Raw genomic sequence first — 18,779 nt, 5'->3', positions numbered from 1 at the left:
CCTCCCCCGCGGGTCCGGCGCTCTTCACCTCGATAACCCGCCCACCCACCCCTATGGGTGGTACTTACCGAACGGGGGGGGGGCCGTACGGGGGGGGGGGGGGGGCCGCAGCTCACCCGCCCGCCCCACCCGCCCCGTCCCTCCCACCCGTTCCCGGGATCCCGTCCGTTCCCGGGATCCCACCCGTTCCCGGGATCCCACCCGTTCCCGGGATCCCGTCCGCTCGTGCGCGCCCGCCCGGTCCCGCTAGCCCTTCTGCGGCAGCAGCCGGACCAGGCCCACCAGCACCAGTTCCAGCACCGCCAGCGCCGTCACGCTGCGGCCGAACGCGGCCGCCGGGTCGCCCCCGCCGTAGTAGAGCAGCCCGATCAGCGCGATGCCCAGTGCCCCGCCGACCTGCTGCACGGTGGCCAGCACACCGGCGGCCGACCCGACCAGCTGGGGCTCGACCCCGGCCAGCACCACGGAGGTCACCGGGGCGATCACCAGGCCCATCCCCAGGCCGTCCACGAACAGCCCCGGCGTCAGCCACCACACGCTCCCGCCCGGCGCGCCGCACACCGCGAGGGCGAGCAGGCCCAGCCCGACGGCCATCAGCAGCCCGCCGGCGGCGATCGTCCGGGCCCCGCCGAGGCGGGCGGCGACGCGGTGGGTGACGTTGGAGGTGAGCAGGTAGCCGAGGCCGATCGCCGTGAACACCAGCCCGGCGCCGAGCGCGTCCAGACCGCGGCCCAGCTGGAGGTACAGGGCGAGCACCAGGAAGAAGGACGCCTGGCCGAGCCAGAAGGCGAGCTGGGCGAGCAGACCGGCGCCGAAGGCCCTGGTCCGGAACAGCCGGGTGTCGACCAGCGGGGCGGCGGGGCCGGAGCCGCTGCCGGAGCCGCTGCCGGAGTCGGGCGTGGTGGCGCCGGTCCGGGTGCGGTGCTGGTGCACCACGAAGCCGGCCAGCAGGGCGAGCGCGCCGCCCAGGCAGAGCCAGGTCCACAGCGGCCAGCCCTGCGCGGGGCCCTGGATCAGCGGCAGCACCAGGGCGGTCAGCGCGGTGGTGACCAGCAGCACGCCCACCGGGTCCAGGCCCGGCCGTTGCGGGGCGCGCGACTCCGGCAGGCAGCGGCGGACCAGGGCCAGGGCGGCCAGGCCGATCGGCAGGTTGATCAGGAAGCAGCTGCGCCAGCCGAGGCCGAAGAGGTCCGCCCGGATCAGCAGCCCGCCGATCAACTGGCCGAACACCGCGCCGACGCCCATGGTCAGCCCGTACCGGGCGAAGGCCCGCGCCTGCGCCGCGCCGCTGAACGCCGTCCGCAGGATCGCCAGCACCTGCGGGCCCATCAGCGCCGCCGCCAGGCCCTGCATCACCCGGGCGCCGACCAGCGCGGCGGCGGTGGGGGCGAGGCCGCAGCCCGCGGAGGCGAGGGTGAACAGGGCCAGACCGAGCCCGAACACCCGGCGCCGACCGTACCGGTCGCCGAGCCGGCCGGCGGTGACCAGGCCGGCCGCGAGGGCCAGGCTGAATCCGGCGATCACCCACTGGACGGCGGCCGGTCCGGCACCCAGGTCGGCCTGGACGGACGGGACGGCGACGTTGACGACGAAGAAGTCGAGGGCGGTCATGAAGGTGGCGGTCAGGACGACCGCCAGCAGGCCGCGCGGGGCGCCGGCCGCCGCCTCGGCCCCGGGCGCGGTGGCACTCGCGGTGGTGCCCGCAATGCCGGGCGCATTGCTGCTCGCATCGGCGGGAGCGGTCGATGGACGGGCGGTCAGGGCGGATCTCATCTCGGTTTCTCCTCAGTGGGGTCGGGGGGAGTGGGTCGGGAGCGGTGGGGGTCGCCCCCGACCCGTCCGGCCTGCCGTCAGGCGCCCGGGACGCGGTCCAGGAAGCCGTACACCGAGCCGATCCGCCCGTCCGGCGAGGCCACCAGGACGTCGAAGCCGATCACCACCGGTTCGGCGCCGGCCGGCCCGAGGTTCCAGGTGAACCGGGCGATGTCGTGGTGCGCGTCCACCGGGCCGAGGGTGAACTCCAGCCCGGGGAACTGGGCCTGGGCCGCGCCGATCAGCGCGTCGATCGCGTCCCGGCCGGCGACGGCGGCCAGCGGGTCGGTGTACCGGCCGTCCACGGCCCACACCTCGTCGATCAGCTTGCGGCGGGCGGCCGGGTCGGTCTCGTTCCAGACCGCGAAGTAGCGCTCGGCGAGCTGCTGGAGGGCGGTGGCGGTGATCTCGGTCATGGTCTTCTCCCGTGTCCCGGTGGGTGGTTGAGCGGCTCGTTCCCGCTGCTCACCAAGGTAGGGACGGGCCGGCGCGGGCGAATCAGTCACGTATCGGCATGGGGGTACGTAGCGTCCGGCGGGGGGTACGTAGGTGTGATCGGCGGTGCCCGCCCGTACCTGCGGCCGGGAGGGCCTCGGTAGGGTCGGGGCATGCTGTACGGGAGGGAAGACGAACAGTCCGTCGTGGCGGGACTGTTGGACGCGGCACGCGAAGGCCACAGCGGGGTGCTGCTGCTCCGGGGCGAGCCCGGGATCGGCAAGACCGCGCTGCTGGACGACGCCGTCGGGCGGGCGGGCGAGGCGTTCCGGGTGATCCGGGCGGCGGGCGTCGAGTACGAGGCGGAACTGCCCTTCGCCGGACTGAGCCTGCTGCTCGCACCCGGCCTCGACCGGCTGCACGCCCTGCCCGGGCAGCAACGGCGCGCCCTGGAAGCGGCATTCGGACTCGCCGAGGAAAGCGCCCCGGTCGACCGGCTGCTGGTCGGGCTCGCCACCCTCGGACTGCTCGCCGAACTCGCCACCGAACAGCCCCTGTTGTGCGTCCTCGACGACGCGCAGTGGCTGGACGACGCCTCCCTCGACGCCCTGTTGCTGGCCGCCCGCCGACTCCAGGCCGAAGGGGTAGCCCTGCTGCTCGCCGCCCGCACCGGCGGCGCCGCACCGGAACTCCCGACCACGGGCTTCCCCGAGCTCCGGCTGACCGGCCTGCCCGAGCCCGACGCCGCCCGGCTCCTGGACCACCGGGCCGGCCCCGGCCTGCCCACCGCCGTCCGCGAGCGGCTGCTCGTCGAGGCGGCCGGCAACCCGCTCGCCCTCACCGAACTCCCCATCTCCACCGGGACGCAGAAGAACACCTCCGGCTCGCCGCCGCCCGCGCCCGGCGGCCTGCCGCTCACCAGTCGGCTGCTGATCGCCTTCCACGGCCAGGTCACCGGCCTGCCCCCGGCCACCCAGACCCTCCTGCTGGTCGCCGCCGCCGAGGAGACCGGCGAACTCGACGTCGTCCTGCCCGCCGCGGCCGCCCTCGGCGTCCCCGCCGAACACCTCGGCCCCGCCGAGGAATCGGGCCTGGCGAGCGTCACCCCCGACCGCCGGATCGCCTTCCGCCACCCGCTCCTGCGCGCCGCCATCCTGCAACGTGCCCCGCACCACCAGCGACTGACGATCCACCAGGCCATCGCCGGGGCGCTGCCGGACGGCGACCGCCGCACCTGGCACCAGGCCCACGCCGCCACCGCTCCCGACGCCGCCCTCGCCGACGCGCTGGAACGCACCGCCGTCCGCGCCGAGGCCCGCGGCGCCCACGGCGGCGCCGCCGCCGCGTACGAACGGGCCGCCCGCCTCACTCCGGAGCGCGACGCCGCCACCCGCCGCCTCGTCCTGGCCGCCGAAGCCGCCACCGAAGAAGGGAAGTTGGCGCAGGCCGAAACGCTCGCCGACGAGGCCGGGGCCCGCACCGACAACCCCCTGGCACACGCCCTGCTCGACCAGGTCCGGGCCACCGCGCACTTCTGGCGCGGCTCCTACCCGACCGCCTACCGGCTGCTGCTCGACGCCGCCGGCACCGCCATCGAGGCGCCGCACGCCGCCCGGATGCTGTTCCAGGCCTTCCACACCGCCTGGTACGCGGGCGAGGAACCGGTGATCGCCGTCCTCGACCGGCTGGCCGCGCTACCGCTCGCCGACGACGACCCGCTCGCCCCGCTCGCCCGCCACCTGCCCGCCGCCGTGCTCCCCGCCCTCGGTCGGCCCGCACCACAGCCCCCCGCCGCCCGCGACACCGCCGCGGCAGCCCGCAAGGCCGGCGCCGAAACCCCCGTCGACCTCGTCCAACTCTGCGGCGCCACCCTCATCCTCGGCCGCGACGACGAGACCGCCGAACTCGGCGGCGAACTCGTCGCCGAAGCCCGCGCCAAGGGCACCATCGGCGTGATGCCCACCCTCCAGTTCTTCCTCGCCGAGGCCGAACTCTTCCACGGCCGCCACCGCGACGCCGAAGTCACCGCCACCGAAGCCCTCGCCCTCGCCCGCGACACCGGCCAGCACCAGTGGACCAGCCAACTCACCGCGCTCCTCGCCTACCTGGCCGCCCTCGACGGTGACACCGACCGCTGCACCCGGCTCACCGCCGAATCCCTCGCCACCACCGGCCCGCAGACCGCCGCCCCCGCCGCCGGCCGCCCCTGGGCCCACTGGGCACTCGCCCTGCTCGACCTCGGCCACGGCCGCGCCGGCGACGCCGCCGACCGCCTGCACACCCTCACCACCGGCGCCCACCGGCACCACGTCAGCGCCACCCGGGCCGTCCCCGACCTGGTCGAAGCCGCCGTCCGCTTCGGCACCCCCGAACGCTCCGCCGAACCCTACGAACGCTTCGCCCGCTGGAGCGCCGCCACCGACCGCCCCTGGACCGAGGCGCTCCGGCTCCGCTGCCAGGCCCTGCTAGGCCCCGACGAACTCGCCGAATCCGCCTACCGCGCCGCCCTCGACCTCCACGAAGGCACCCACCGCCCCTTCGAGCAGGCCCGCACCGCCCTCCTCTACGGCGAATGGCTGCGCCGCTCCCGCCGCCGCACCGACGCCCGCCCGCACCTGCGCGCCGCCCTCGAAACCTTCGAACGCCTCGCCGCCCACCCCTGGGCCGCCCGCGCCCGCATCGAACTCACCGCCACCGGCACCCCGGCCCCCACCACCAGCCCCACCGGCACCCCCGACTCCCCGCTCACCCCCCAGGAACTCCAGATCGCCCGCCTGGCCGCCCAAGGCCTCACCAACCGCGAGATCGCCGCCCAACTCTTCCTGAGCCCCCGCACCATCGCCCACCACCTCTACAAGGCCTACCCCAAACTCCACATCACCTCCCGCACCGACCTCCCCACCACCCTCTGACACCCCCACCCACACCAAAGGGCCCTCCCGAACACCTCCGGCAGGGCCCTGGGCCTTATTCCCCGACGTCGTCTGCACCTTCGTCGCCGGCTCCCTCGTCCTGCCCGTGTTTCCACCTCTCGGAGTGGTGCTCTCGGTGATAGGCCAGGTGCCCCTGATCGATTCGATGACCACGAACCTCACGCAGCCTCCCAAGGCGGGCACCCGTGGCACGGTCGGTAATTGTCAGGTCATCCGCGATGGACAGCATGCCGAAGTCGAACAGCGTGTGGTGGTTGGGACACAAGCACAGGATGTTGTCGGCAAGATCAGGCCCGTTGTGTGGCTTGCCCAGGGCCCGAATATGCGCAGCTTCTGCGTAGGCGCCCGTGGGCGTGGCAAGTCGCGTGCCGCACACCTGGCAGGTGAAGCCGTGGACGCGCTTAACGTAGTTCGCCACCTTGGTACTACGGATGATCCGCTGAAAGGTGGTCTCCACGCGTGTCGTATTCGTCCGACCTTCCGGTGCCTGACCTTCCGGATCCTGAGTGACCGTTTCGTCAGAAGAGATCTTTGTTAGCCGGTAGCGCCAGACCAGGAATTCGGATTGACCAACGGCATGCCAGAAGGCTTCAACCCGGAAGAGTCCATCGTAACGGTAACCGCTATCTGTATCGCCTTTGACCACTCGTACCGGAATGCCAGTTGTTTGGCTGGTCACAAGAGCGGCATTTCCGCGAGTAAGAGTCTGGTCGCGTACCTGCCGACCGGTGTTGTTGTCACGCCCACCCTGTCCGGTGTAGATGATGACGTCATCGTGGTCTTCGTCATCCTCGTAGCCGCCGGACAATACGATGGACTCCGCTCCGCCGTCCGCGGTGCCGCAGATGCCTGCCTGGAGCGGCCGGTGCACGGCGACGTCATGCAGTGCCTGCCGGTTTGCGAAGACGCGACCCACCTCGATCCCCGGTACGGCCCCGTATCCGTCAAATTCGGGGGTGCCGAGTCGGAAATTTTTCAACAAGTCTGTGCGCTTCTCTGTATCGAAGAATTGACTCACCAGGGTGTCGACCACGCGTTTGCGAGCCGCCGGGGCAGTCGCCATCAGCTCGTAGAAGTCGTGCTCCAGTCCGCCCAGTGGCTCGTGGTCATCGAGCCATCGCTGGAGTCCTGACCCGCGGGCTGCCGGAACCTCGCCTTCGTACCCGCGGAGCTCCCACAGTCCGGACCGGCTCAAGGCCACGAACGGATACTCCGGCGAGGGGTTCGCCCCAGTGTGCCCGAACTCCTCAAGCAACGGCTTGAGCTCAGCCCGCGCCTTCGTCCAGCACACCATTCGCGGCTGGTTCGCTGCCGCTCGCCCGATGGCCCACAGCAAGGTGATCGGCTGGTGTCGGGCAGGCTGCCCAGACGACCGATCGACGCGCAAGGCAGCCGCCGCCGCGCAGAGAGCATCCACCCGACTCGTCTTCGACATTGAGCCCCCAACTGATCCACCAGGCGAACTTTGTATCGCGAAACGCATGCCGACCCGGGACAGTTCCGCAACCTGTAGCACTGCTGGCCACGGTCAGAGGGCGAGTCAGGCTCATCAGCAGAACCACCAGTCACATCATCACTGTCAGAGGGCCGGCGGCTGCTCCCAGACCTTGGCGTCTGCCCCCGGCCACGCAAGTACCACCCCGGCGCGTTCACAGATGCCCAACCAGCGTTCTTCCAGCGGCGTCCGCTCCAACCAGAGGACTCCACGAACCCGCGAGGCTCGCGCACTAAGCTGGTCCACATAGTCAAGCAACTGCCCTATTCCAGTGCGCAGTTGATGAGACTCGTTCTCGGGTCGCAAGGACTTCACCTCGATCACCGTCAGTGTGTCCCCGTCGTGCCAAGCGATATCAAAGGCGGGGTCGGCTGGAGTCGGCGACAGTGGCTTCATGCCACGGGCCTGCACCTCCTTGGCGAGCGCGTTCTGAAGTTGCCGATGCATGCTGAGATTTCGCCCCACCAGCGCCGGGTCCGGGGTGCTTGGGGCAGCCGGTGCTGGAACGGTGGTCTCGTCTTCGACGCGGTAGTCACTGCCCACTGGTACGCCTGGGGCAGTTACCGCGGCCCCCAGCCGGATCAGGTGGAAATGGATCACTTTCCGCTTTGGTCCGCCGTTCGTGGACTTGGCGCTGCCCCATGAGTACGGCTCGTTGGGATCGAGGATCCACTCACCCGCGTAGCGGACGATGCCCCGGCTGCCGATGAAGAGGCGAAGGTGTCGACCGTCCCGGAGGTGGTCCCGGATGGCCTTGTTGCCTTTGGCGAAGACCTGATCGCCGCTCTGCCCCTCACCGGTGTAGCGGAAATGGTCGTCAGACTCCCAGAGGTCGTCATAGCCGTGCTGTTCGCCCGTGCTGGCGTCCGTGAAGAACAGAACGTTCTTGGACTGCGATGACGGGCTAATCCCTCCTTGACGGCTGCCCCCATAGCGGTCGTGGAGTTCGACTCGGCGGATCTGATCGCCCGGCTGGAGGTGCCAGCCATCGCCTGCCGGAATCTCGCTGTCCAGCCCAGAGGCTACGGCTTGCTCAGCCCTGGTGGCCAGCGCGTTCCACTGCTCGTTTGTGAGGCGGTGGGGATTTCCGGCGAACGGCTGGGACAGGATTCCGGCACCAGCGAAGACTTCATTGTCGATGAACCAAGCTCGCGGGATTGGGGATTCCAGCCACTTCTCAACCTTCAACGGCACGGCGTCCCGGGCGCCAGGCGGTTCTACCCAGTACTGATGGTCCGCCCTCTCGTCGCCACTCCAGCGCGGCTCACCTGTGAGCTCGCCAAGCGCCATGACACCACCGCCTGGACCGCTCACCCACAGTGCGAACGGATCGCTTTCTTGCATCTCGTTGAGGTAGCGCCGGACTGTCCAGGAGTCCAACTCGCCGTTGTCTGCCCGCAGGTCGTCGATACGGAACCTCGCTGGGTTGCACACCAGAATCCACGCTGTCATGGCACTCGCCCTTCCCCCACTGTCGTAGAGCCACAGCGTAGTCACGCGGTGCAGATGATCCTATGGATGAGCCCGGGAGGATCCTTGCTCCACAAGAGCCGCTGTCCGCCACCCTGCGTGACCTGCGGCGGACCCCGTGCCCGTTCCCCAGCCGGCGGCCCGCGACGGGGCAGCCCGAAACCCACCGCCACGTACTGCCCGATCGGCGCGGCCGTCACGAGGGAGGCCTATCGGAAGTAGGTCCGCCCGGTGGTCCAGACCGGTGCGACGGCCATGGGGGATCTGCTTGCGGAAGATCGTGAGGGCCAGTCACTCACGTAGTCACGCACAACGCCAGAGGGCCCACCGGATTTCTCCGGTGGGCCCTCTGTGCTGGGTCGGGGTGGCGGGATTTGAACCCACGGCCTCTTCGTCCCGAATTAGGCCCTGCAAAGTCGCCCATCTGCCCCTTCTTCCAAACGTACAGCTCAGAGTGTTGGTTTGCGTTGGTGCGCGGCGGCAGGCCGAGGCCTCAATTCCAAGATCTTCTCCAGGATTTCTCCAGAGCGGCAGGCTCGCAGTCGCTGCTGGAAACGGCCAGGGCCACAGCGGCCCCGATGCTGTGGCCCTGGCCGTTCGACGCTCTGGGTCAGTGCTCGATGCGCCAGCCGTCGAGTGCTGCGAGTGCCCGTGCCCGCGCCTCAATGACCGCCATCCGCGCAGACCTCTCGGCTTCGTGGACGTGCGCGCTGGACGCCGTGCTCTGCCCCGGCCACTTGCGATAGAGAAGGCCGGTCTCGACCGAGAACCAACCACGGCTGACGGCGTTCAGGGCCATGAGAAGGCCGGTGTCCTCGCTCGCCGGCAGAGCCATCCAGCCGCCAAGGGCGAGCACGAGATCACGTCGCGCGCACAGGGTCGCAGGGTGGACCTGAGCGCGGAAGTCGTGTGCCTTCCAGTGTTCAAGCACTGCCCCAGGCTCGATAGGCCCCTCCGGGGGATCCTGGTCGAACCCCACAGTCGAACCGTCTGGGAGGAGATCAAGCACCCGCGACGTCGACCAGCAGATTCCGGGTCGCCGGAGTGCTACAAGGTCCCGTGCAAGCGTGCCTTCAACAAGCATGTCGTCGGCGTCGAGCACCTTGACGTACTGCCCGATGGCCCGGGAAAGCGCCATCGTGCGGGCCACGCCGGCCCGGCCGTGTCGCCCCTGCCCGAAGGTAACGCGGGGGTCGTCCGGCACATGGGGGGCGACGTCATCGGTCTCCCCGTCCTCCTGAATGACCCACTGCCAGTTCCAGCCCTCCGGCAGCTCCTGGGCCAGCAGTGACTTGTAGGCGTCCGACAGGTAAGACGCAGACGGCCCGTGAACAGCCGTAATGACAGAGATGACTTGGGTCATGCTCACCACCTTGCCAGTTTGGTCGTAAACGCCAGCTGTGTGCGATCGCCCGGCAGCACGACGTCGGCCACCTCTACCACCCGATCGGTCGTGTCGATGCCGATCTTGCGCAGGATGATCACCGACACGCCCATCGGCAGGCCCAACTCCTCGACCTCCTCCGGCGTGGGGGGCCGGGCCTGGAATGTCTCCACAACGCGATCCAGCTCGATACCCACGGTCCAGAGCTGGTTCTGAGTTCCACCCGGCCACGGCTCCTGATCCTCCCGAAGGAGATCAGGGTTGCCCTCGATCATGCTGAGGACCAAGTACGACTGCGAGCGGTTGAGCGGCGTGCGCTCCTCCCGGTACCTCGTTCGGTACGTCCGTTGAAGCAGCGTCGTGCCCTCAGGGACACCGAACTCCTCCGCGAGCCCGCCGGCGGCGGGTACCTGCTCGTAACTCGCTTCGAAGACCAGATCGTTGATCGTTAGTCCCGTGTCGCGCTCGGTCGCTCCCGTGGTCAGCCGCTCGGCCTCGGACGCGCGCGCCCGGTCCTTCTCCCATTGGTGTCGCGCATTGTCTCGGACCACCCTGGTCGGCTCCTTCCGGACGAAGGTGCCCCGGCCGTGCTGCTTCTCGATCAGGCCCTCGGCAACCAAGACCCCGGTGGCCTGCCTGATGGTCGGAACGCTCGTGTCGTACTGCTCCGCTAGGGCCGTCTCAGCGGGCAACCTCTCCCCGGGCTTGAGCTGACCTGCGCGGATCCTCTGCCTTAGGGCGTCTGCGATCCGCTCGTACACCTTCGCCATGGCGGCTCCACCATCCTTCGTTGCGCGACCCGACCAGGATAAGTCCTCAAGAGGAGTTGACGACTTCCTGAGAGTCCGTCATAGTCGTCTCAGCTCCTAAAGAGGAGTTGAGGACAAGTCCTCAACATGACTTTAGGGCTTGCTTGACCTGCACAGATGCACCTGGAGGGCTGCTAGCAGCCCTCCAGGGTGCCTGTGAGCTGAGGCGGAGGACGCTGCAATCTCCGCAAAGGCCAGGGGATAGGGGCTTCGGCCCTGACTGGCGAGGTGGCCCGGCGACCGCGAGCAACGGCCGGAGAGTGGGGGCACGGCCCCCCTTGCAGTGCGTTTCCCTTGTCCGCTCGACCTCAGGAGGTGTCCAGATGAATCCGATCGACCGCAAGAGACATAGGTCGCCTCGCCGAGCCATCGGCCGGTGAGGCTGCGACCAGCGATCACGGTGCCCGGCGTCTCGCCGCTTCGGCGGCGGTACGTCGGGTTTCCGCGGACGCTCGTCGGCGTTCGACCCCTAGCGCGGCTGCGGTCCCGGTGCTGCAACACCGGGACCGCTCAGGGCCGTCCGAGTGAAGGACACGACCCATGAAACTGATTGTCGCAGGCCAGGACGCCACTACGGCCGCCGAGTTCGCGGAACTCGCGCTCGGCTTCGGCGTCGACGCCGAACTGTTCACCGGAAGCGTGGACGAGTCCGCCGAGGAGCGGCTGGCCCGGCTCGACGCCGCACGGGACATCCTGCGGGACCTGCCCGCGCCGGCCGCGAGCTTCGCCTCCGCGCTGATGCGCACCGCCGAGCGCCGCCGGGTGCTGACCTGGAAGGCGGCGGCGTGATGGCCCAGCTCCGCTCGATCATCAGCGGCGCGACCCGTACCCCGCACCTGGCCGCCCGCCCGGAGGCCACCGTGCTCGCCGAGTACCGGCCGAACCCGGACAGCGACCTGCGCGGCGCCGCCTGCGCCGACAGCGACACCGCGCTGTTCTTCCCGGACCCCGAGGAGATGGGGCCCGAGACCGCCGAGTGGGCCGAGCGCCGCGCCAAGATGATGTGCGCCGGGTGTCCCGTGAAGTCGATGTGCCTGGCCGACGCGCTGGAGCGCCGGGAGCCGCACGGCATCTTCGGCGGCCTGAACGAGCGTGAGCGCAACAGCCTGCTGCGGCGGGCGGCCCGCTCCCGGGCCCAGCTGACCGCCGGGGGTGCTCTCTGATGACCACCCCGATGCTCACCGTGCTCACGCCGCGCTCACCGCGCACCCGGTGGTGGTCACGGTGAGGGTGCCGATTGACCGGGAACAGATCCGCTCGGCCGAACGCGCGCTGGCCGTGGGCACGTGGACGATCACGCTGGGCGCAGTCCTCTACAGCATGCTCACGGTCACTCCCCTGATGTCCCACCACACCCCGAAGGACTGGGGGTGGACGGCCCCGATCCTGCCGCTAGTCGTGGACGCGGCGGTGGTGATCGTGGTCCTCCTGGACAGCACGCTCGCCCGCATCGGCGGCGAGGGTGGCCGGTGGCCGGTCGTCCTGCGCTGGATGACCGGCGCCATGACGGTGCTGCTCAACGTAGGCCAGAGCGCGTTGGATCACGACAAGGTCGGCGTCGCGGTTCACTCGGTGGCACCGCTGCTGCTGATCGTCACGGCGGAAACCTCACTCGCCTACCGGCGGGCAATCGCCGCCGCGCTGGCCGTCCGCGAGCAGCGTGAGCACGATGAGCAGGCCGAGCGCGACCGCCGCGTCGAAGAGCGCCACCAGCGCGACCGTGAGGACCGGCAGGCCCAGCAGGATCGGGCCGACCAGCGCGAGCGTGAGCGCCGTGAGCACGACCAGCGCATGGCCCAGTCGCAGCGCGATCACGAGCGGCAGATGGCCGGCGACGCACACCAGGAACAGCGCTGGCGCGAGGACGCCGAGCGCGCCGAGCGGCAGCGCCGTGAGCACGAGGCGAGCGAGCGTGAGCGCGGTGAGCGTGAGCGTGAGCGCGCCGCCGAGCAGGAGGCCGAGCGGTTGCGGCAGGAACTCCTCTCCGCTCCCGCCGCAACCGGGCGGCTGCCCGAAGAGCAGGCGCGGCTGACCGTCCAGACCGCCGTGACGCTCGGCATCCCGCAGCGCCGGGCGGCCGAGCTGACCGGCTGGTCGGCCGGTTGGGTCGCTGCCCGTTACCAGGAACTGCGCGCCACCCAGTCGGACCGGCCCCTGCACGCCGTCCCCGTCATCACCGAAGAGACCACCGCCCCCCGCGTCGAGGAGCAGGCATCGTGACCACCACCGACACCACCACGGCCAGCGCCCAGATCAACGCGGCCGGCGTCTTGCTCGCCCTCTTCACCACTCACTCCGACCTGCCCGCGTCGAGGATCACCAGCGAGCGCGTCGTCGCCGATGAGCGCGACGCTGCGGGCGCCCCGGTCCTCACCGAGGGCCTGACCCTCGGCTTCCACTGCTCCACCTCCCTCGCCGACTTCGAGCAGTGGCGCCAGGCCCTCGGCCTCGACCCGGCCGGCGTCGACCTCGCGACGACGGGCACCTTCGCCTGGCTCGACGTCACCACCACCTACGCCGGAACGCCGATCAGGCTGGTCGGCTACTTCGAGCTGCCCGAGGCCGCCAGGGGCGGCGAGCGGTGAGCCGCCCGCGGCACTGGGACCCCGACGGGGCCCGCCACGGCGGCACGCCCACCTACCCGTGGCACATGGCGCCGCGTGGCCTCTTCACCCGCCGCCAGCTCCGTGCCAAGGGCCTGCGTCCCGGCGGGCAGGACCCGGTGGCCCAGATCATGTGGCGCTCCCGCTACGGCGGGACCCGCCCCGCCTACCTCTACCGCCTCGCGCTGGCCAAGCCCGTGCGGCCGATGACCCCCGCGAAGGCCGCCGCCCTCGACAGGGCCAACGCCGCCCGCCGCACCTGCCCCGCCTGCGGTCAGGACGCCGGCTACGTGCTCCCCGCGCACCTCGGCACCTGCCTGACCTGTGCCGACAACACCGCCCTCGCGGCCTGAAACCTCCCCTGACCTGCTCCGCTGCCCCTCAGCAAGGAGACCCCCGCCATGGCCCTGACCGATATCCGCCTGGTCAGCTTCGGCTACCTCCACGGCGCCCCGCCCGCCTTCGCCCACCTCGTGCTCGACCTGCGGCACCACTTCCGCGACCCGCACGTCTCCCCGGACCTGCGCCACATGACCGCCGACGACCTGCCGGTGCGCCGGACGGTGCTGGAGACCCCCGGTGTCCGGGAGCTGATCGGGGCGACCGCGCTGCTGGCCGAGGCGTTCGACGCCGGCCCGGTCGAGGGGCCGCTGAACATCGTTGTCGGCTGCGCGGGCGGGCGACACCGCGCGCCCACCGTGGCGATGGCCCTGGCCAAGCGCCTCGGCAAGACCGGCATCACCGTCCACCTCGGCCACCGCGACCTGGCCAAGCCCGTCGCCGACCGCTGAAGGAGCCGTCATGAGCCGCACCCGCACCACCAAGGTCCAGATACCCGCACAGCGCGGCCTCAGGCGGCGGGGAGCTCCCGCCGCGCACGTGCTCGACCTCGGCCGGGGCACCGCCCCGGTCGTGCTGGTCGTCCCTCACCAGCCCTCCCTGAGCGGCCGGTTGGCCCTCGCGACCGGCCGCGCCTTGTGGCGCCGCCGGGTGGCGTGGGCCCCGGTCTGGGCCGGGATCGGGGCGTTCGCGGCAGCCGGCGTGCTGTCCGCCGTCCCGGCCACCGCACTCGCCCTCGCTGTCCCGGCCGTGCTGTTGCCCGCCGGGTGGGTGCTGGTCGTTCGTCGTCACCCGCGCTCGACCGTGCGCCGCGAGGCCCGTGCCCGCACCCGCTTCGTCGCAGCCTGCTCGACCGGCCTCGCCTGGGCCGCGGTCGCGGTCTGGTTCGGCCCCGCGAACGGCCTGCTCGCCGCCGCGTGGCTGGCAGGCACCGTCACCGCCCAGACGCTCTGGTGGCAGCGCCGCCGCAAGACCGCCCCGATCGACTTCCCGCAGGCCTGAACTCCCTTTGGAGGCAGCACAGATGAGCACCCCTCCCCGCAACCCCGGCGGCCCGTTCCCGCCCCCGCGCCGCTCCGGCACCCCGCGCCCCGGCGCCACTCCCGGGCCCGATTCGTCCGGTTTCCGCAGCACCAGCAGGACCCGCAGCACGTCCTACCACTTCAGCTACGACGCCGGCGGCGGCCGTGGCCCCGGCGACCCCGGCGCGGGGTCGGCCCCGATCGGCACCCCCTCCGAGGGCGGGCGCTCCGGCGGCGGGCGCGAGTACTCCCCGCTCGGCGACCCGGAGTTCTTCACCAACGCCGACGTGCGCAACTACTGCGAGCAGGGCCGCAAGGCCATGTCCGCGGTCTCGTTCGAACTGGCCATGGCCTACGAGCTGCTGAGCGCCGTACTCAAGGAGGTTCCGGACGCCGACGGGATGCCGTTCGGCTCCCTGACCCGCGCCCGCCGGGTGGCCAAGCACCTGAAGAAGGCCTCCGAGGACGCCAAGGACTGCGCCGCCGAGATCGCCCGCACCTACGCCGCGTTCCAGCGCGAGTACGACCCGGAGATCTCCCGCGTCGCCAGGCCGCGTCAGCCCCGCCGCAAGTTCGACTTCGGCGGCTGACCCACCCCTGATCCCCGGCCGGGGCAGGGCGCGCGCAGCCCACGCCCCGGTCCGCACCGGGTGAGCTGTGTCGCGCGCTGCCCCGGGCCGGGCCCCCTCCCCACACCGCCCCACGCCCCGCAGCCCAGGGAGGCCGCCCGTGCGCCGCCAGCAGCCCCAGTTCGCCCAGCTCGACACCGGCCAGGCCGGCTACCTGCACCTCGACCCCAACCAGCACGCCGGCGGCGTCGGCGAGTACCTGCTCCACCGGATGAAGCCCTACCTGCCGCCGTGGATCGTCGCCGCCGGCACCGGCATCCTGTCCGGCCCGGCGAACGCCATGTGGGGCGAGTCCGCGGCCGCTGCGGTCGGCCTCACCCTCGCCTCGCTGGGCCTGACCGCCGCCACCTGGTGGGCGGGCCGACCAACCAGCCAGCAGCGCCGACTGCACTCCGCCATCACCGTCGCCGCCGGAACCAGCTGGTTCACCGCCGCCACCCTCGCCGGACCCCTCGCCGGGCCGCTGCCCGGCCTCTACCTGATAGGGGGAACGGCGCTCGCGGCGACGTGGAACATCCGCCAGCTGCTGCGGGTCAACCCCGAGGGCGCGGTGAACGACGGCGACAAGGGCCTGCTGGAGAAGGTCGGACTGGCCCGGACCCTGGTCACCTCCGCGAAGGTCCAGCCAAACAAGGCAGAGTTCGAACTCCAGCTTCCCGGAGGGGAGTTGACGCCGGACGACGTGTCCAAGGCCCTGCCGAGGCTCGCCGGCGCGCTCAAGGTCGCCAGGAACGCCCTGCGGATGACCCCGGAGGCCGACGACTCCTCCCGCGCGACGCTGACCGTCGTGCCCCACGACCTGCTCAAGGCCGGCGTCCCCTACCCGGGCCCCTCGCACCCGGGCGGCTCCATCGCCGACCCGATCCACACCGGGATCTACGAGGACGGCGCCGACATGGCGATGTTCTTCCCCGGCGACCCGGCCGCCCACCGCAACGCCCTGCACCTGCTGATCATGGGGATGACCGGCTCCGGCAAGTCCGAGGGCGGCCTCACCGCCCTGACCGAGGTCATCACCCGCCGCGACGCGATCGTGTGGGCGTCCGACCCGGCCAAGGCCGAACAGACCCTCGGCCCGCTGCTGCCCGCCCTCGACTGGGCCGCGCTCACCGTGGACGACACCAAGGCCATGATCACCGCCCTGCGCGCCGTGATCCCCGCCCGCACGTCCTGGCTCGCCAAGTACGGCTACAAGCAGTGGGAGGCCGCCTGCGCCGAGGTCCAGGCCGACGGCTCCCCCGGCATGCCCTACCTGATCGCCTGGTTCGAAGAGGCCGCCAAGACCATCCGGGAGACCGACGACGACGTCTTCACCGGCATCGCCCAGGAAGCCCGCTCCGCCGGCATCACCCTGGTCGTCTCCCTCCAACGCGCCTCCCACACCCAGATGAGCACCGACACCCGCGCCTCCCTCGGCTCCAGCTGGGTGTTCGGCCTGCGCGACGACCGCGACGCCGGCTTCGCCCTCCCGGACGAGGCCCTGGACGCCGGCGCCTCCCCGCAGTCCTGGAAGGACAAGAAGCCCGGCTACTCCTACCTGGTCGCCAACGGCATCCCCGAGACCTTCTGGGCCACCCCCGGCCGCGCCTACCTCACCCCGGTGGACGCCATGACCTGGGCCGTCGCCGAGTTCGCCCACCTCCGCGCCCAGTGCGACCCCGTCACCGCCAAGGCCGCCGCGACCGCGGTCGGCCCCGCCTTCACCCAGCGCACCCGCCACCCCCTCCCCGCCCTGCCCACCGAGGACGACGACGAGGACGGGATCTACGACCAGGAGAACGCCCCGGTGCACCACGACTACGACCCCGATCCCGCCGACGACGGCGACGGGTGGATCGACCCGGACGCCGAACTCCCGCCCGTCGAGCAGGTGGTGGAGATCGCCCCGCCCGAGATCCCGCCGCGCACCAAGGTCGGCAAGAACGAGGCCAAGAAGATCATGACCGAGCTGCTCGACGACTTCGAGGCCGCCGGCCGCACCGAGGTCGGCCCGGCCGACTTCATGGAGTACTGCGACCGCTTCCACCGGGGCCGCAGCTGGGTGTCCGGACAGGTCTCCGAGATGGTCGACGCCGGCCGTCTGCGGGAGACCGACGAGGTCGGCCGCTACGCGATCGTCCCGCTCCAGCCGGTCGCGGCCTGACCCGCCCGTGACGGCCCTGACGCGTCTGACGCGTCAGACGGCCCTGACGCCGAACGGCCCGTTTCCCCGGGTGGCGCGTGCGCGCGAGGGGTGTCTGACGCGTCTGACACCCCTCCCTGACGCTTCTGACGCCTCCCCCGTGACGCCCCTGACACCCCCTCCTCCACCGACCGACCACGCCCCGGGAACCGCCTCGGGGCACCCGGAAGGACCCCCGCCGTGATCGTCTCTGTCTCCTCCGCCCTGCTGTTCGCGATCATCACCGTCGTCCTCGTCCGCACCCAGCGCGTCAGCACCGGATCCGCCGTCCTCGTGTGGCTGTCCGGCTTCACCGTGGCCGGCACCGGCCTCGCCGGACCCGTCAACAGCGCCCTGACCGCCCTCGCCCACTACGCCTCCACCATCCACTGACCCGCCGCCAGGCCGACGACAGGAGAAGCACCGTGGACCACACCACCCACCCGCAGCCGTACGCCGCCCCGGTGCTCTACACCCAGGACGGCACCCCCTACTACGCCACCCCGCCCGCCCCCGCCCCGATCGCGCTCTACCACCCGACCGCACCGCTCCCCACCCCGATCCACCACCCCGCCCCGCCCCTCGCCTACCTGCCCGCCCAGCCCCCCGCGCCGGTTCCGCTGCGCGACCCGTGGCCCGCCCGCCTGCTCGCCGGCGGCATCGGCATCGGCGGCGCCGGACTTGGTGTCGGCTTCCTGCTCCAAACCCTCGCCGCCGCCACCACCGGCCTCGCACTACTCGTCGCCGCCCTCGGCGCCCTCTACCTCCTCAAGAACAGCTCCGGCGCCGGCGGCCGGGGCGGGCAGGGCGCCGTGAACGTCAACGTCAACGTCACCAACTGCAACCGCTGACCGGAGGAACCCGTGCCCTACTGCGACGACTGCGCGTCCCCGTACTGCCCCGGCCACGAGTGGTGCCAGGAGTGCTGCGAGAACCTCTGCAACGACTGCGCCGGCTGCGACTGCCCCGACTCGTACTGCCCCGGCTACATCGCCCACCAGACCGGCGAGTTCTGACCGGCCTGTGCCGACCGCCGTGCCGCCCGGACCACCGCCGCAGCCAGCGGCCGGAGCCCGGACGGCGCGGGGGACGGGCAGACCCGCTCCCGACACCACCGATGCCCTGGGAGGCACCGTGTCCGTGGGAGAGACCCCGATCACCGTCGTCGGCAACCTCACCGACGACCCCGAACTCCGCTTCACCCCGCAGGGCGTGGCCATGGCCCGCTTCACCATCGCCTCCACCCCGCGCACCTACGACAAGACCAGCGGGCAGTGGAAGGACGGCACCGCGCTGTTCCTGCGCGCCACCGCCTGGCGCGAGATGGCCGAGCACACCGCCGAGTCCCTGACCAAGGGCATGCGCGTCGTCGTCACCGGCCGCCTCGTGCAGCACAACTGGCAGACCCCCGAGGGCGAGAACCGCTCCATGCTCGGCCTCGACGTCGAGGAGGTCGGCCCCAGCCTGCGCTTCGCCACCGCCAAGGTCACCAAGGCCCAGCGCGGCGGCGCCCCGGCCGCACGCCCGGCCGACCAGTGGTCCACCGCCGCTCCGGCCGCGCCCGGCGGCGAATGGGGCGGCGCCCCGGCCGACGGCTCGACCGAGCCCCCGTTCTAACCGGACCGCAACCCCCGAACAGCACGGAGGGCCCCGCAGCAGCCGCCGAATCTTGGCAGAGAAAACGGCC

Annotated in this window: 20 protein-coding genes; 14 read left to right on the top strand and 6 right to left on the bottom strand. The window is 71.6% G+C overall.

Going from position 1 to position 18,779, the window contains the following annotated elements:
• Positions 1-246: 246 nt before the first annotated feature.
• Together ACIQVZ_RS27240 and ACIQVZ_RS27235 are read right to left on the bottom strand one after the other, a co-directional pair.
• The gene (locus ACIQVZ_RS27240) at positions 247-1,773 is read right to left on the bottom strand and encodes an MFS transporter (protein ID WP_402453389.1); all 1,527 of its coding nucleotides are present in this window, start codon (positions 1,771-1,773) and stop codon (positions 247-249) included.
• A gap of 77 nt (positions 1,774-1,850) precedes the next feature.
• Positions 1,851-2,228 (bottom strand): nuclear transport factor 2 family protein, encoded by a 378-nt coding sequence (locus ACIQVZ_RS27235; protein WP_402453388.1) that lies wholly within the window; start codon positions 2,226-2,228, stop codon positions 1,851-1,853.
• A gap of 192 nt (positions 2,229-2,420) precedes the next feature.
• On the opposite strand from ACIQVZ_RS27235, the gene ACIQVZ_RS27230 reads away from it, so the two are divergent.
• Positions 2,421-5,159: an AAA family ATPase gene (locus tag ACIQVZ_RS27230; RefSeq protein WP_402453387.1), complete on the top strand. Its 2,739-nt coding sequence runs from the start codon at positions 2,421-2,423 to the stop codon at positions 5,157-5,159.
• Between the two features lie 55 nt (positions 5,160-5,214).
• Here ACIQVZ_RS27230 and ACIQVZ_RS27225 read toward each other — a convergent pair whose 3' ends face one another.
• From ACIQVZ_RS27225 to ACIQVZ_RS27210, 4 genes are all read right to left on the bottom strand, one after another.
• Complete coding sequence (locus ACIQVZ_RS27225; RefSeq protein WP_402453386.1) at positions 5,215-6,615, bottom strand: YDG/SRA domain-containing protein; 1,401 nt, start codon at positions 6,613-6,615, stop codon at positions 5,215-5,217.
• A gap of 144 nt (positions 6,616-6,759) precedes the next feature.
• Positions 6,760-8,127 carry a hypothetical protein gene (locus ACIQVZ_RS27220; RefSeq protein WP_402453385.1) on the bottom strand — a complete coding sequence of 456 codons (1,368 nt, stop codon included), beginning with the start codon at positions 8,125-8,127 and terminating at the stop codon, positions 6,760-6,762.
• Between the two features lie 628 nt (positions 8,128-8,755).
• Positions 8,756-9,508 carry a glycosyltransferase family A protein gene (locus ACIQVZ_RS27215; protein WP_402453384.1) on the bottom strand — a complete coding sequence of 251 codons (753 nt, stop codon included), beginning with the start codon at positions 9,506-9,508 and terminating at the stop codon, positions 8,756-8,758.
• 2 nt (positions 9,509-9,510) lie between these two features.
• Positions 9,511-10,299 (bottom strand): GntR family transcriptional regulator, encoded by a 789-nt coding sequence (locus ACIQVZ_RS27210; RefSeq protein WP_402453383.1) that lies wholly within the window; start codon positions 10,297-10,299, stop codon positions 9,511-9,513.
• A 579-nt stretch (positions 10,300-10,878) separates the two neighbouring features.
• On the opposite strand from ACIQVZ_RS27210, the gene ACIQVZ_RS27205 reads away from it, so the two are divergent.
• From ACIQVZ_RS27205 to ACIQVZ_RS27145, 13 genes are all read left to right on the top strand, one after another.
• The gene (locus ACIQVZ_RS27205; RefSeq protein ID WP_402453382.1) at positions 10,879-11,127 is read left to right on the top strand and encodes a hypothetical protein; all 249 of its coding nucleotides are present in this window, start codon (positions 10,879-10,881) and stop codon (positions 11,125-11,127) included.
• A complete protein-coding gene (locus ACIQVZ_RS27200) occupies positions 11,127-11,501 on the top strand; it encodes a WhiB family transcriptional regulator (RefSeq protein WP_402453381.1) in 375 nt (124 codons plus the stop codon). The genes ACIQVZ_RS27205 and ACIQVZ_RS27200 overlap by 1 nt, the downstream gene beginning before the upstream one ends.
• A gap of 61 nt (positions 11,502-11,562) precedes the next feature.
• Positions 11,563-12,558 (top strand): DUF2637 domain-containing protein, encoded by a 996-nt coding sequence (locus ACIQVZ_RS27195; protein ID WP_402453379.1) that lies wholly within the window; start codon positions 11,563-11,565, stop codon positions 12,556-12,558.
• Positions 12,555-12,923: a hypothetical protein gene (locus ACIQVZ_RS27190; protein WP_402453377.1), complete on the top strand. Its 369-nt coding sequence runs from the start codon at positions 12,555-12,557 to the stop codon at positions 12,921-12,923. The genes ACIQVZ_RS27195 and ACIQVZ_RS27190 overlap by 4 nt, the downstream gene beginning before the upstream one ends.
• On the top strand, positions 12,920-13,294 hold the full coding sequence (locus ACIQVZ_RS27185) for an RRQRL motif-containing zinc-binding protein (protein WP_402453376.1): 375 nt from the start codon (positions 12,920-12,922) through the stop codon (positions 13,292-13,294). Before ACIQVZ_RS27190 ends, ACIQVZ_RS27185 begins: the two co-directional genes overlap by 4 nt.
• 48 nt (positions 13,295-13,342) lie before the next feature.
• Positions 13,343-13,732 carry an ATPase gene (locus ACIQVZ_RS27180; RefSeq protein ID WP_402453374.1) on the top strand — a complete coding sequence of 130 codons (390 nt, stop codon included), beginning with the start codon at positions 13,343-13,345 and terminating at the stop codon, positions 13,730-13,732.
• 10 nt (positions 13,733-13,742) lie between these two features.
• Positions 13,743-14,282: a hypothetical protein gene (locus tag ACIQVZ_RS27175; RefSeq protein ID WP_402453373.1), complete on the top strand. Its 540-nt coding sequence runs from the start codon at positions 13,743-13,745 to the stop codon at positions 14,280-14,282.
• 22 nt (positions 14,283-14,304) lie between these two features.
• Positions 14,305-14,892 carry a plasmid transfer protein TraA gene (gene traA, locus ACIQVZ_RS27170; protein ID WP_402453372.1) on the top strand — a complete coding sequence of 196 codons (588 nt, stop codon included), beginning with the start codon at positions 14,305-14,307 and terminating at the stop codon, positions 14,890-14,892.
• 139 nt (positions 14,893-15,031) lie between these two features.
• A complete protein-coding gene (gene traB, locus ACIQVZ_RS27165) occupies positions 15,032-17,074 on the top strand; it encodes a plasmid transfer protein TraB (protein ID WP_402453371.1) in 2,043 nt (680 codons plus the stop codon).
• A 219-nt stretch (positions 17,075-17,293) separates the two neighbouring features.
• Positions 17,294-17,485, top strand: coding sequence for a hypothetical protein (locus ACIQVZ_RS27160; protein ID WP_402453370.1), 192 nt, complete (start codon positions 17,294-17,296; stop codon positions 17,483-17,485).
• Positions 17,486-17,517: 32 nt separating this feature from the next.
• Positions 17,518-17,943 carry a hypothetical protein gene (locus ACIQVZ_RS27155; protein ID WP_402453369.1) on the top strand — a complete coding sequence of 142 codons (426 nt, stop codon included), beginning with the start codon at positions 17,518-17,520 and terminating at the stop codon, positions 17,941-17,943.
• 12 nt (positions 17,944-17,955) lie between these two features.
• The gene (locus tag ACIQVZ_RS27150; RefSeq protein ID WP_402453367.1) at positions 17,956-18,108 is read left to right on the top strand and encodes a hypothetical protein; all 153 of its coding nucleotides are present in this window, start codon (positions 17,956-17,958) and stop codon (positions 18,106-18,108) included.
• Positions 18,109-18,226: 118 nt separating this feature from the next.
• Positions 18,227-18,709, top strand: a complete 483-nt coding sequence (locus tag ACIQVZ_RS27145; RefSeq protein WP_402453366.1) for a single-stranded DNA-binding protein — start codon at positions 18,227-18,229, stop codon at positions 18,707-18,709.
• Positions 18,710-18,779 lie beyond the last annotated feature (70 nt).

The sequence above is a fragment of the Kitasatospora sp. NPDC098663 genome, assembly GCF_044760075.1.
Lineage (GTDB): Bacteria > Actinomycetota > Actinomycetes > Streptomycetales > Streptomycetaceae > Kitasatospora.
The sequence above is the reverse complement of the archived record's forward strand: the minus strand, read 5'-3'. Positions and strand labels throughout refer to the sequence as shown.